Annotated in this window: 16 protein-coding genes; 2 read left to right on the top strand and 14 right to left on the bottom strand. The window is 62.8% G+C overall.

What is annotated here, in order from left to right:
- Positions 1-200 precede the first annotated feature (200 nt).
- Positions 201-1091, bottom strand: coding sequence for a LysR family transcriptional regulator (locus BMY84_RS18630; protein WP_093085657.1), 891 nt, complete (start codon positions 1089-1091; stop codon positions 201-203).
- A gap of 226 nt (positions 1092-1317) precedes the next feature.
- Here BMY84_RS18630 and BMY84_RS18635 point away from each other — a divergent pair, with 226 nt between their 5' ends.
- Both BMY84_RS18635 and BMY84_RS18640 read left to right on the top strand, forming a co-directional pair.
- The gene (locus BMY84_RS18635; protein WP_093011074.1) at positions 1318-1554 is read left to right on the top strand and encodes a hypothetical protein; all 237 of its coding nucleotides are present in this window, start codon (positions 1318-1320) and stop codon (positions 1552-1554) included.
- A 20-nt stretch (positions 1555-1574) separates the two neighbouring features.
- A complete protein-coding gene (locus BMY84_RS18640; protein ID WP_093085658.1) occupies positions 1575-2462 on the top strand; it encodes a bestrophin family protein in 888 nt (295 codons plus the stop codon).
- Between the two features lie 280 nt (positions 2463-2742).
- Here the strand turns inward: BMY84_RS18640 and BMY84_RS18645 are convergent, their stop codons facing one another.
- From BMY84_RS18645 to flgB, 13 genes are all read right to left on the bottom strand, one after another.
- A complete protein-coding gene (locus BMY84_RS18645) occupies positions 2743-3795 on the bottom strand; it encodes a flagellar motor protein MotB (RefSeq protein ID WP_093085660.1) in 1053 nt (350 codons plus the stop codon).
- Between the two features lie 3 nt (positions 3796-3798).
- The gene (gene motA, locus BMY84_RS18650) at positions 3799-4662 is read right to left on the bottom strand and encodes a flagellar motor stator protein MotA (protein WP_093085661.1); all 864 of its coding nucleotides are present in this window, start codon (positions 4660-4662) and stop codon (positions 3799-3801) included.
- Positions 4663-4782: 120 nt separating this feature from the next.
- Positions 4783-5628 carry a flagellin gene (locus BMY84_RS18655; RefSeq protein WP_093011062.1) on the bottom strand — a complete coding sequence of 282 codons (846 nt, stop codon included), beginning with the start codon at positions 5626-5628 and terminating at the stop codon, positions 4783-4785.
- Positions 5629-5645: 17 nt separating this feature from the next.
- Positions 5646-6980 (bottom strand): flagellar hook-associated protein FlgK, encoded by a 1335-nt coding sequence (gene flgK, locus BMY84_RS18660; RefSeq protein ID WP_093085663.1) that lies wholly within the window; start codon positions 6978-6980, stop codon positions 5646-5648.
- On the bottom strand, positions 6977-7306 hold the full coding sequence (locus BMY84_RS18665) for a rod-binding protein (protein WP_093085664.1): 330 nt from the start codon (positions 7304-7306) through the stop codon (positions 6977-6979). Before BMY84_RS18665 ends, flgK begins: the two co-directional genes overlap by 4 nt.
- Positions 7306-8424 carry a flagellar basal body P-ring protein FlgI gene (locus BMY84_RS18670; protein ID WP_093085665.1) on the bottom strand — a complete coding sequence of 373 codons (1119 nt, stop codon included), beginning with the start codon at positions 8422-8424 and terminating at the stop codon, positions 7306-7308. The genes BMY84_RS18665 and BMY84_RS18670 overlap by 1 nt, the downstream gene beginning before the upstream one ends.
- Positions 8424-9107, bottom strand: a complete 684-nt coding sequence (locus BMY84_RS18675; protein ID WP_093085859.1) for a flagellar basal body L-ring protein FlgH — start codon at positions 9105-9107, stop codon at positions 8424-8426. Before BMY84_RS18675 ends, BMY84_RS18670 begins: the two co-directional genes overlap by 1 nt.
- Positions 9108-9115: 8 nt before the next feature.
- The gene (gene flgG, locus BMY84_RS18680) at positions 9116-9904 is read right to left on the bottom strand and encodes a flagellar basal-body rod protein FlgG (RefSeq protein ID WP_093011343.1); all 789 of its coding nucleotides are present in this window, start codon (positions 9902-9904) and stop codon (positions 9116-9118) included.
- A gap of 80 nt (positions 9905-9984) precedes the next feature.
- A complete protein-coding gene (locus BMY84_RS18685; RefSeq protein ID WP_093085667.1) occupies positions 9985-10728 on the bottom strand; it encodes a flagellar basal body rod protein FlgF in 744 nt (247 codons plus the stop codon).
- A gap of 29 nt (positions 10729-10757) precedes the next feature.
- Complete coding sequence (locus BMY84_RS18690; RefSeq protein WP_093085668.1) at positions 10758-11594, bottom strand: flagellar hook-basal body complex protein; 837 nt, start codon at positions 11592-11594, stop codon at positions 10758-10760.
- Positions 11595-11637: 43 nt separating this feature from the next.
- Complete coding sequence (locus BMY84_RS18695) at positions 11638-12297, bottom strand: flagellar hook assembly protein FlgD (protein WP_093085670.1); 660 nt, start codon at positions 12295-12297, stop codon at positions 11638-11640.
- The gene (gene flgC, locus BMY84_RS18700; protein ID WP_093011040.1) at positions 12294-12704 is read right to left on the bottom strand and encodes a flagellar basal body rod protein FlgC; all 411 of its coding nucleotides are present in this window, start codon (positions 12702-12704) and stop codon (positions 12294-12296) included. The genes BMY84_RS18695 and flgC overlap by 4 nt, the downstream gene beginning before the upstream one ends.
- A gap of 2 nt (positions 12705-12706) precedes the next feature.
- A complete protein-coding gene (flgB, locus tag BMY84_RS18705; protein ID WP_093085672.1) occupies positions 12707-13075 on the bottom strand; it encodes a flagellar basal body rod protein FlgB in 369 nt (122 codons plus the stop codon).
- Positions 13076-13155 lie beyond the last annotated feature (80 nt).

The raw sequence follows: 13155 nt of genomic DNA on the forward strand, positions 1-13155 counted from the left end.
AATAGAATTTCCCCATGATCCACCTCCAACAACGGTGAATCACATTTCCGACCTCATGGGAATCCCTCGATTCCTATTTCAAGCGCGATGCTCTAAACCACCTCCGTTCGCTTCGAGCGCAGTCGAGAAGCGGCTAGAACTGCCCTTCTCGTTTCTCGACTTCGCTCGAAACGAACGGCTCTTGGTAGATCAGGATAGACTCAGGCCGCAGCCCAGCCCTTCTTGAGATGCCGACCCAGAAAATCGAGGCAGGATCGCACCTTCGCCATCTCCCCCTGTCCCGGCATATAGAGCGCTACGATCGAAGAAGCAGGAAGCTCGACCTGCGGCAACACGGGCTGCAATCGTCCTGCTTCCAGATCGTCGGATACCTCCCATAGCGACTTGAGCACGATGCCCGCGCCATCCAGCGCCCAGGCGCGCGCCAGTTCACCGTCATTGGTGCTCAGCGTCACGCGCGGCCCGGCCGCGTCGCCCAGCAGCGCCCGCCACAAGTCCTGCTGCACCTGTCCCGCCACGATATTGTCATGGCTGGCGAGGTCATGGACGCCGGCGGGGTGGCCGCGCCGGTTGAGATAATCGGGCGCCGCGCACAACAGGCGCGGATTGTCGCTCAGTCGTTTCATCGTCAGCCCGCTATCGGGCGGAGGATCGAAGCAGAGCGCGATATCATGCCCGCTTTCAACGATGTTCATCGCCTGCTCCGCCGTCTCCAGATGCACGGTTACGTCGGGATGCAGCATGGCATATTGGCGAAAGAGCGGCGCAAGGCGCATCCGTGCAGCGCCGATCGTCGTCACCACGCGCAGCGGCCCGGCCGCTTCGGTCGCGCGCCGCATCACATCGGTTTCGACATCGTCAATCGCCGTCAGGGCCTGTCCCGCCCGCTCGTAAAGAATATTGCCTTCGTCGGTCAGCGACAGGTGTCGGCTGTTGCGGCGGATCAGCATTACGCCCAGCCGCTGCTCCAGTTGCGACAGCCGCCGGCTGGTCGCGGCCAGTGAAAGGCCCAGCCTTTTCGCCGCTTCGGACAGGGTGCCCGATTCGGCGATCTTCACGAAGGATTCGATCTCTGCAAAACGGTCAGCCATGCTTCAAAAGCTAGGGGCATGATGCTGCGGTGCAATAGGAAGGCTGTTGCACGCGCGCATGTTTTTGTTGCTGCATCTCTCAAAAACGACGCTTTTGTAAGCTTTTCTTTCGCGCTTCCGCAGAACGCAACCTTGGCTTGCATTCTGTGCATTGCGTTGACGGCCCGTTTCGCAACGCATCATTTTCACGGGAAATCCCCTGATCCCCCGTCCGGAGTTTTCCCTGATGCCGATGCTGAACCCACCCCGTGCCAAGGCTGATCCGCCCATCGCCTGGAATGATATCGAAGCGCTGCCGGTCTATGCGGCGATGCTGCTCTGCCTCATTTGCCTGGGCTTCGCCCTGGCCGACAGCACCCCGACGCTGCATGCCACCCTGCTCAAGATCGTGGGCATCGTCGGTGGCCTCGCGCTGCGCCACGCCTGGCTGAAGCTGGACGAAGAGGGCGGCGACGCCCTCTGAGCCTCCAATAGATTCCTGTCATGATCGTCGGTCGATCCCCGCGCATCCGGCAGAGTTTCCAGAAAGCGTGGAGCGCGCTGATCGCGCTCTTCTTCTGGGATCTGGCGGTCACCATCTTCTATTATATGTCGCCGTTCAAGGCGCCTGCGCTGCCGCTCACCATCTTCGGCACCGCTCTGGCGCTGGTGCTGGGCTTCCGCGTCAACAGCGCCTATTCGCGCTGGTGGGAAGGCCGCATCCTCTGGGGCGCGATGGTCAATGTCTCGCGTAGCTTCGCACGGACCGTGCTGGCCTATCTGCCCGATACCCCCGAAGCGCGCGCCATGGGCGTGACATTGGTCAAGCGCCATGTCGCCTATGTTCATGCCCTGCGCTGCCAGTTGCGGCGGCAGGACCCGGCGCCCGACGTGCGGCGCGTGCTGGAAACCGAGGAACCGCTGGAGGCGCTGGAACGGCGCAATCCCGCCAATGGACTGCTCGACGGGTCGGACCGGATGCTGATGGATGCGGTCCATCGCGGCTGGATCGACACCATCCAGCAAAGTCGGGTCGAAGGGCTGCTCGTGGACATGTCCAATGCGCAAGGCGGCATGGAGCGGATCAAGAACACGCCGCTGCCCGCCCAATATCGCGCCTTCCCCAAATATTTCACCCGGCTTTTCTGCATCCTGCTGCCGGTCGGACTGGTGGAAACGCTGGGCATGGCGACCCCGGTCGGGTCGGCTGCGGCGGGCTTCATGTTCCTGGCGGTCCTGCAAATCGGCGACGATCTGGTCGATCCGTTCGGCAATGACGTCCACGACCTGCCGCTCAACGCCATCACCACCACGATCGAGGGCGATCTCAATCAGGCGATCGGCCTGCCCGCACCGCGGCCGGTCGAACCGGTCGACGGCGTGCTCTGGTAGGATAGGCGAGGGGGGAGGGTGCCTGTCCTACATTCCGCCTCCTCCTGTAAAATCCGCTCCCAAAATCGTCATGGGATAAGCCTGAATCGTCATTGCGAGCGGAGCGAAGCAATCCACGGCGCATCCATGGATTGCTTTGCTCCGCTCGCAATGACGTAGTTGATCAAAGCAAAGCCATTTCACTTTGTAAGATAATTTCCGTCTTTTGTACGGAAATGTCAAAACTTGCGGGAAATGTGCGAAGTTAAGGCGGTGATTTCCAACACCGCCCTGTCTTCTATCAGTGCTTACCGGGCTTGCTTGACGTACCGGGCGCCGTCGGATTGACCAGTTGTGCGCCGTTGGGCAGGCCGGTGCCGCCCATGTCCAGCTTTTGCGCCTGCGTCTGGGCAACACGGGCGGGATCGTCCCGCTCCTTGATCGCGGCCTTGGTTTCTTCGTCCATGTCGTCGTCCGTATCGCCATTGCCGCCGCCACGGGTCCAGCCCAGGATGATCGACATGCGCCGGTTGCGCGGATCATAGACGTCGGTCTTGATGAACGGCTCGCGGTCGGCGACCCCTTCGATCCGGGCAAAGCGGTCATTGGGAATACCAGTCTGGCTCAGCGCCTGTCGCGTCGATTCGGCGCGGGCGGACGACAGCATCCAGTTGTTCATGGTCCGGCCCGATGCATAGGGCAGGCCATCGGTATGGCCGCGCACGATCAGCGGGTTGGGCATGGTCTGCAACGCCTGCGACACTTCGCCGATCAGCGCGCGGGCTTCAGGCACCAACTGGTCGGTGCCGGACCGGAACATGGCAAAGTCCGCCTCGTCGATCAGGTCGATGCGCAGCCCTTCACGGGTTTCGGTGAAGCGCACATTCTTGCGCAGCTTCGCCAGCCCCTTGCGGTTCATCCGCTCTTCCAGCTGCTTCTTGATACCTTCGAACTTCTGCCGGTCGGCAGCGCGCATCGCCTTGCCGCCCTGATCCTTGGTGCCAGTGGCGTCGCGGGGAATGGTGATCGACAAATTGCCGACGCCGCCCGTGGTCGGGTAGTTTTCCTTGCCCGTCATGCTGTCGCCGCCCAGCAGCCCGGTCGAACCGGCCGACGCCATCTTCAGTTCGACCAGGGTGGGCGTGAAATAGTCGGCCAGCGCCTTGCGCTGCTTTTCCGTCGTCGCGCCCAACAGCCACATCAGCAGGAAGAACGCCATCATCGCCGTCACGAAGTCGGCATAGGCGACCTTCCAGGCGCCGCCATGATGGCCGCCATGCCCTTCGACGATGATTTTCTTGACGATGATCGGCCTTGGTTCAGGCTCGTTCGCGCCGCGCTTCTTCTCCGCCATGGCTTATTTGTTCCGCATGCCGTCGAACACCTCGGCAAAGCCGGGCTGGTTGGCATGGATCAGGCTGGAGCGGGCCGCTTCGATAACGAGCGGCTGCGGATGGCCGTGCAGCGACGCGATGATGATCTGCTTGACCACATGATAGATGGCCCCGTCCTGCTCGATCACCGCGCGGCAGCGATTGGCGAAGGGATTGACCATGCCATAGGCCAGCAACACGCCCAGGAAGGTGCCGACCAGCGCCGAACCGATCATCGCACCCAGCACCGAAGGCGGCTGGTCGATCGACCCCATGGTCTTCACCACGCCCAGCACCGCCGCGACGATACCCAGCGCGGGCAGCGCGTCGGCCAGCCCCTGAAGATTGTCGGCGGGTTTCAGCGCTTCGTGGTGATGGGTCTTCAGGCTGTTGTCCATCACGTCCTCGACCGCATGCGGATCGAGCGTGCCGGACGATACGACGACAAGGCGCAGCGTGTCGCTGATCAGGTGGATCAGCGTCTTGTCCTTCATCAGCTTGGGATATTCGCCGAAGATGGGCGATGTGCCCGGATCTTCGATATGCGGTTCCAGCGCCACCGGGCCTTCGACCCGCAGCGTCTTCATCAGCTTGCTGACCAGGAAGATGCAGTCGAGGAAATCCTGCTTCTTATACTGCGGCCCCTTGAACACCTTGCCCAGACCGCCGCCCAGCGCCTTCAGGTCCGCGCCCGAATTGCCGATGATCAGCGCGCCGACAGCGGCACCGCCGATGATCAGCATTTCATGGGGCAGGGCGTGAAGGACGGGGCCGATGTCGCCGCCGGTGAAGACGAAGCCGCCGAACACCATGCCGAGCAGGACGACCAGGCCGATGATTGGAAACATGCTTATCCCCGAAATAATGACCCGCAGGTCCAGGCCGATGCCGCATCACAAAGGATGCGTGTCTGATGGTTAATACGGCCTGGTTAGCATCCGGTTTAGGATGCCCTGCCTTTTTCCCGCTTATTTGATCAGGTCGAACAGTGACTGCTGGTTGATCCGCGCATAGGTCGTCTGTGCTGCTTCCAACTGGAGCAGTTGCGACTGCACGCGCGAGATCACGTCGGCCAGATTGGTCGACTCCAGATCCGCCCGCCGCTCGGTCAGGTCGGTATCCACCACGGTCAGGCGATTGCCGATAGTTTCCAGCCGGTCGCTGCGTACACCCTGCTTGGCCTGCTCGACGGTGATATGGCTCTGCGCGGCCTGCACACCCTCCAGCGACGTGGCAATGGTGCTATCGTCCCCGCTTTCGATCGCGGCAATGCTCTGCGCCAATATGTCGTCGAGCGACATGTCGGTGCCGTTGACGTCGATGCCCTCCGACACTTCCTGCTTGGTGCCGACGACGGCCAGATTGAGGCCCCGGCTGACTGGCACCAAGACGCTCTGCTTGTCGTCGAACACCGACACGCCCTGATAATCCGTCTGGTTCAGCAATTCGCCGACCGTGGTGCGGATGGTCGACATTTCCTCGACGATCGCGGCGCGACTGGTGTCGTTCAGCGATCCGTTACGGGCCGACGTCACCAGTTCCTGCGCGCGGATCAGCAGATTGTTGATTTCCGACAGATTGGCTTCGGCATTGCCGGCGCGGGTAGTGCCATAGCTGACATTGGTCTGCCAGGCGGCCTGCTGCGCCTGCGCCCGGCCGACGTCCGACACCTGCACCCAGGCGAGCGCATTGTCCGACGCCTTGTTCAGCGTAATGCCGGTGGAGATGGCGGTCTGGCCCTCGGCGATGCTTTTCGACAGCTGCTGCTGGCGACGAATTTCGGCGAAGAGCGTCTTGGTGGTGATGGCTACCATGGATCAGTCCCTTCGCGTCACATGATGTCCAGGATGGACTGGATGGTTTCCTTGGCTACCTGCAAAATCTTGGCGCAGCCCGAATAGGCCTGCTGCACACGCAACAGGTCGGCCGCCTCGGTATCCAGATCGACGCCGCTCACCGCCTCGCGCGCGGCGACGGCCTGATCGTTGCGGCTGGTCGCCGTTTCATATTCGGCCTTGGTCGACGATATCAAAGCGGCGTTGCCGGCGATCAGCGCCGTCCAGCCATTTTCCACGCTGCCGCTTCCGCGCAGTACCGAGTTCACCGTCAGCAGATTGCCGTTCAGCGTGCCGTCCGACGATTTGGTGGCGAGCTGGGTGGGGTCGGTCATGACCGCGCTGATGGTCGCGGCGGTCGTGCCCGACAGCAGCGCGCCGCCGGCCACGTCCGAATCCGTCAGGCCCTGTGCGTGCCAGTCGTTGAGGTCGGTCACGAACTGCGCGGCCAGATCGTCCAGTTCCGAACGGCGATCGGCCACGGTGCTGGCGGCCGAAGCGAGGCCCCCCAGCGTACCGCTGGCGGGCGTGGCGATGGCCGTGCCGTCCGCCAGACTGAACGCCAGCGTCCCGTCCTCATTGGCAGCAACCGCCAGGCTAGTCGCGGTCGTGCCGCTCAGCAGCGTCTGTCCGCCCAGGCTGATTTCCGCGCTGTCATGCGCGCCGAAGCTGATCGTGACGTTAACGTTGGAGGAAATAGTGTCCAGCGCGGCGTCGCGGCTGTCGAGCAACTGCGCATAAGCCGACGTGCCCGGCTGCGCGCGCAGCAGGCTGTTGTTGATGTCCGCCAGCGATTTCAGCGCCTGATTGACCGTATCGACCGAGGATTGGGCTTCGGTCGCGATCCCGCTCGATACGTTGTTCAGGTCGGCGGCGGTCTGGTTGAACGATTGCGCGACGCGGCTGATGCTGTCCAACGTGGTGACGCGCAGCGACGTGTCGCTGGGGCTGGCGGCCAGCTTGTCGATATTCTGGTACATCGTCGTCATCAGCTGGCCGACGCCGGTGCTGGTGTCGTTCAGCGCGGTTTCGCTATCGGCCAGCCAGCGCTGGCGCGCGGCTGCGCTGCCCAATGCCGTGGCGGTCGATCGCACGCTGGCGTCCAGATAGGGATCGGTCGCGCGATTGACGCTCGATACATAGGTACCGCCGAAATTGCCGACCGCGCTATAGGTCGCCATGGTCGCAGTGGACGAACCGGATTCGGTGGTCGTCACCGTGCGGCGGGCATAGCCGGCGGTGCTGGAATTGGCGATATTTTCGGAAATCGCCGCCATCGCCGTGCGATAGGCCTTGGTGCCTGAAGCGCCGATGGTGAAGAGATCGCTCATGCGCCTGCCGCCGTGGTCGAACCGTCAGTCGTGCTGATTGCGGACGTGTCCTTCACGCGGGCGCCAAATTGCTTCATCAGCAATTCGGCGATGCCCATCGCGCCCTTGGTGGCCATGGCGTCGGCCGTGCGGGCGTCGGCCATGTCGCGAAACTGCTGGGTGGCGCTCGATTCGTCGATCCCTTCGGCCAGGCTGGCAGACCGCATTGCGCCGATCATCTGGCGCAGGAACACCGCCTCGAACTGCTGCGCCGCCTTTTGCAGCGATGCCTTCGTTTCGGCGGTGGCGGGCTGGCTGCCCGTTGCGGAAATATTCGATAGCTGCATCACAATACCACCAGTTCCGCTTTCATCGCGCCCGCCTGTTTCAGCGCTTCCAGGATCGCGACCATGTCCGCCGGGGAGGCCCCGATCGCGTTGACCGCCTTCACAATATCGGCCAGCGACGCCCCACCTTTAAAATTAACCATAGGTTTCTTTTCCTGGTCGATGCTGATGCTGCTCGATTGCTCGGTCGCGGTCTGGCCCTGACTGAAGGGGGCGGGCTGCACGACGCGGGGGCTTTCATTGACGCTGACGGTCAATTTGCCATGGGCGACGGCGGCCGGATGGATGCGCACCGCGCCGTTGATGACGACAGTGCCGGTACGGGCGTTGACGATGACGCGGGCGGGCGCATCGGCCGGCGTAACCTCGATATTCTCGATCATGCCCATCATCATGATGCGGTCTTCCGCGCCGGGGGCAGCGTCGATCGCGACCGACACGGCATCGACCGCGCGGGCGCGGCGATCACCGAAGGTCTTGTTGATGCCATCGGCAACACGCAGCGCGGTGGTCAGGTCTGCTTCGGCCAGGTTGAAGGTCAGGGTCGGAGCGGTATCGAAACCGGTGGCGACCGCGCGTTCGACTGTCGCGCCTTCGGGAATGCGACCGGCCGAGGGAATGTTGACCGACACCTGGCTGCCATCGGCGCCGGAGACGCCCAGACCGCCCACGGCCAGATTACCCTGCGACATGGCATAGATTTCATTATCCGCGCCGCGCAGCGGGGTCATGATCAGCGTACCGCCGCGCAGCGACTTGGCCTTGCCCAGCGCCGACACGGTCACGTCCAGCCGCTGGCCGGGCTTGGCGAAGGCGGGCAGGTCGGCCGTGACCAGCACGGCTGCCGCATTCTTCAGCGCGGGGTTGATGTTGTTCGGCAGCGTCAGGCCGAAGCGCGATACCACGCCCTTCATGCCCTGCGTCGCATATTCAATGCTGTCGTCGCCGGTGCCGGCCAGACCCACGACGATGCCGTAACCGGTCAGCTGGTTGGGGCGGACGCCCTGAAAGGTGCCGAGATCCTTGACCCGTTCGGCATGGGCGGCCGGTGCGGCGGCGAGCGCCAGCACGGGCAGGAGGAAGCGGAACAGGCGGATCATGGCGGTCCGGATCTCCATCAGAAGGGGCTGATCGCCGAGAAGAAGCGCTGGAGCCAGCCCTGACGGCTGGCATTGGCGATCTCGCCCTTGCCCTTGTAGATGATCTTGGCGTCGGCGACGCGGGTGGAGGCGATGCGATTGTCCGGGCTGATATCGGCCTGACGCACCAGACCGCTGATCTGGATGAATTCGTCGCCGCGATTGAGCGTCAGCGCCTTTTCGCCGCGCACCAGCATGGTGCCATTGGGATAGACCTGTGCGATCGTCACGGTGATTTCGCCGGTCAGCGCGTTGGACTGGGTCGCGGCGCCCTTGCCGGCGAAGGTGTTGGCGCCGCCCATCGACACGTCGCTCGCCGAAAACAGCTTCGACATGATGCCGGTCGTCGGCGGGGTCAGGCCCACCGATCCGCTGCGATTGGTGTCGGCGCTGTTGCTCTTGGTCGCCTGCGTCCGTTCGACCAGGATGATGGTGATGATGTCGCCAACGCTGGTCGCACGCGCGCCGCTGGTCAACGGTGTATAGCCCACCGACGTCTGGAAGATCGATCCATTGGCCGACGGCGCAGCTGGCTGCGCGACAACGGTCGGCGCGTAGAGTTCGCGCTCGATGTCGCGCTTCTTCTGCTTGGCGGCTTCGACGGGCGAAGCGGCAAGCGCGATGAACGACACGGCGGCGATGAGGGCGAGGGAGAGACGCATCAATCCGATCACATATTCTGGTTGGCGTATTGCAGCATTTCGTCGGTCGCCTTGATCATCTTGCTGTTGACCTCATAGGCGCGCTGGGTTTCGATCATGTCGACCAGCTCTTCGACGATGTTGACGTTCGACGTTTCCAGATTGCCCGACCGGATGAGGCCGCGCCCTTCAAGACCGGCGGTGCCGACCTGCGGCGTGCCGCTGGCCGCGGTTTCGACCAGCAGATTGCCACCGACCGATTGAAGCCCGGCCGGGTTCATGAAGCTCGCCAGTTCGATCTGACCCAATTGAGAGGCTTCGCTTTCGCCCTGCAAGGTTGCCGACACGGTGCCATCATTGCCCACGGTGACTGCGGTCGCACCCTGCGGCACGGTGATTTGCGGAATGAGTTGCAGGCCGTCGCTGGTGACGACGGTGCCTTCGGCCGTTACGCTGAAATTGCCGGCGCGGGTGTAGGCGATGGTGCCATCGGCCTGCTGCACCTGGAAATAGCCCGATCCCTCGATCGCCATGTCCAGCGCATTGCCGGTTTCCTGCAAGGTGCCCTGCGTGTTCATCTTGCTGGTGCCCTGCAAGGTCACGCCCGACCCCAAGTTCAGGCCGGTGGCGAACTTGTTCTGGCTGTCGGAATTGGCGCCGGCCTGCACGATCTGCTGATAGGCCAGCGTCTCGAAATCGGCCCGGTCCTTCTTGAACCCGGTCGTGTTGACGTTCGCCAGGTTGTTGGCGATCACGCGCATCTTCGTGTTCTGCGCGTCAAGGCCGGTGCGGGCGACATGAAGGGCGGCGTTGGTCATCGTTCAATCTCCGTGCGGCGTCCCGAAGGATGCTTATGCGTCAGACACAGCAAGATGCGTGCCAATATTAACCATCTGCCTCAGCTGTCGAGGCGCATCAGCGAAGCGCCGCCATCGTCCAGCTGCTTGGCGGTATCGATCATCTTGATCTGCGTTTCCCACGCCCGGCTGGCTTCGATCATCTGGACCAGCGCCTGGGTGGAATTGACGTTCGATCCTTCGATCGATTCCGCTGTCACGGTGGCCAGCGGATCGCCTGGCAGGGCGCCGCCATTCACTTCGCGGAACAGGCCGTCCGTGCCCTTGGCGATGCTGGAGCCGGCCGCATTGACCAGCTTCAGCTTGTCGACCTGTTGCGGATTGGCGGGGTCGCCGCCGAGCGGCACGCCCCAGATGCTGCCGTCCGCCGCGATCGACACGCTGTCCATCTGCGGCAGTGTGATGGGGCCGCCTTCGCCGAGTACCGGCAGGCCGTCTCCGGTGGTCAACAGTCCGCTGTCGGACACTTTCAGGTCGCCGCGGCGCGTATAGGCTTCGCTGCCGTCCGCGGCCTGAACGCCGAGCAAGGCATCGCCATTCAGGGCCACGTCCAGCGGGTTGCCGGTTTCGGTGACCGCCCCCTGCGCCATGTCGGCGGCGATCACCTGTTCCGAAGCCTGCGCCCGGGTGTCGAACGTGTCGCCCTTGATCCAGCGCGTCTCGGCATTGGCGATTTCGGCGCGAAAGCCGACGGTATTGGCGTTGGCGAGATTGTTCGAAATCGACGCCTGCCGCGCCATCGCGCCGCGCATTGCCGTAAGTGCCGTATTGACGAGCCGGTCCATGGGCTGACTATCCTATCCCGTGGCTATGCTTAGGTGCGCAGGTTGACGATGGTCGTGGTCAGCGTGTTCGCTGCCTCGATCGCCTTGCTGTTCGCCTGGAAATTGCGCTGGGCAGAGATCAGCGCCACCAGTTCCTCGGTGATGTCGACGTTGGAATGTTCCAGCGAACCCGAACTGATCGCGCCATACATGCCTTGATTGGCAGTGCCCAAAATGGGGGTGCCGCTGTCAGCGGTCGAACTCCAATGGGCGTCGCCCTCCTGCCGCAGGCCTTCCTGGTTGTTGAAGGACGCCATGGCGACCTGACCCAGATAGACGGTGCTGCCGTCGGCATAGACGGCCGAAACCAGACCATCCTTGCCCACGCCGACGCTGGTCAGCTGAGCGCCCTCGGCCTCACCCTTGTAGGTGGTGGGGATCTGAAGGTCGACCAGATCGGCGGTCGAACTGGCGGTCGTGGTCTGCGCGCCGGTGTCGGCATCGACCGCAAAGACCTGAATGCGCGATCCGGTGGTGTCGACGACATAGCGGTCGTCATCCACCGCCATCGCGCCGTTGCGGGTATAGCTGATGGTGCCATCCTCACCCTTGACGGTGAAATAGCCTTCGCCAGTGATCGCCAAATCCAGCGTCTTGTCGGTGGTTTCGATCGTACCCTGGGTGAACTGCTGGTTCACGCCCTGCACGCGCACGCCCTGACCGGCGGTCTTGTTGGTGGTCTGCATCGGCGCGGCGGCGAAGATATCGCCGAATGCGACCGTGCTCTTCTTGAAGCCGGTCGAACCGACGTTGGCGACGTTGTTGGAGATGGCGGAAAGGTCGGTCTGCGCGGCCTTGAGGCCCGATAGAGAAGTATAGAAGGACATGGCGTTGCTCCTTGGGTGAAAAGGATATTTGGGTAGGTGAAAATTATATCAGGCTGATCGCGTCGGACGGGCTGTAGCTGCCGAGCGCTGTGATGAGTTTGGAGGAGGAACCGTCGGCGGGTGACTGGACGGCGGCGATCGTGGCCCAGGTCGCGACCTGGCTGGTCGTGCCGCCATTCACCTTCACCTGCAGCGAGGATGTCGACGCGGTTTCGCCCGTGTCATCCTTGCCATCCCAGTAGAAGCTGACGTCGCCGGCACTCTGCGCGCCCAGATCGATCGTCTTGACGACATTGCCGTCGCCATCGACCAGATCAACGCTTACGGCGTCGCTGGCGGACGACAGGGTGATCTGCCCGGCATAATAGCCGCTGCTGTCGGGTACGGCGACATTGCTCTGGACCAGCATCGACTTGCCGATCCAGCTTGCCGCATCGCCCAGGCGCGTGCCGGTGAGTTCCGACGCCAGCGACTTGAGCGTGGAGTTCATCTCCGCGATGCCGCTCGAATTGGTAATGGTCGCCATCTGCGACACCATCTCGCTATTATCGACCGGCTCGAACGGGTCCTGATATTGCATCTGCGCTGTCAGCAGCGTCAGGAAATCGGACTGGCCCATTTCCGACTTGCCGGTGCCGGTCGTCGCGGTGGGATTATAGACCGAAAGGCCCGCGCTGTCGGTGACGGTGGAGGTCGTCGTCATTTGCCGATCCTTATGGTTTCCAGCATCAGGGATTTGGCGGTGTTGAGCACCTGCACGTTATTTTGATACATGCGGGCAGTCTCGATCATGTCGACCATCTCCGCATTGCTATCGACGGCGGATTCCCAGACATCGCCATTGGCATCGGCCAGCGGGTGGTTGGGGTCGTGCCGCTTGGTGGGTTCCGCGCTGCTGGTCACGACATTCTTGACCTTCACGGTGGAGACGCCGGGGCTGTCGGTCACGGATTCGAAGACCGGCTTGATCGCGCGATAGGCTTCCGCCGCGCTGCCGGTGACATTGCCGGCATTGGCCATGTTGGAAGCGGTGGTGTTCAGACGCACGAGCTGCGCGCTCATGGCGCGCCCGGCAATGTCGAAAATGTTCATGGGACTGGAGCCGCTCATGCTCATTCTCCCTTCAGCGCGCGGTTGATGGTGTTGATACGGCCCTCCAGAAAGGAGAGGGTGGTGCGATATTTGACCGCATTTTCGGCGAACAGCGTCTGTTCGGTGCTCAGCTCGACAGTGTTGCCGTCCAGACTGGGTTGCAGCGGCACGCGATAGCCCATGGCATCATCGGCCGCCTGCGATACGTCGGTCGCCGACTTGCCGGTCTGGCTGGTCGCTTCCTTCAGCGCCGCCTCGAAATCGATGTCGCGGGCCTTGTAATTGGGCGTGGAGGCGTTGGCGATGTTCGACGCGAGCAGGGACAGGCGCTGCGAACGAAGCGCCAGCGCCTTTCCATGTATCCCGAACAGATTGTCTTCGACCGACATGCTCATCTTTGCCCTAAAGGTTTCGATCCCCCCGCCGTTCTGAAGCCTGATGGCGTCTCCTGCGGGTGATCCAGCCTGAT

The organism is Sphingobium sp. AP50, assembly GCF_900109095.1.
Lineage (GTDB): Bacteria > Pseudomonadota > Alphaproteobacteria > Sphingomonadales > Sphingomonadaceae > Sphingobium.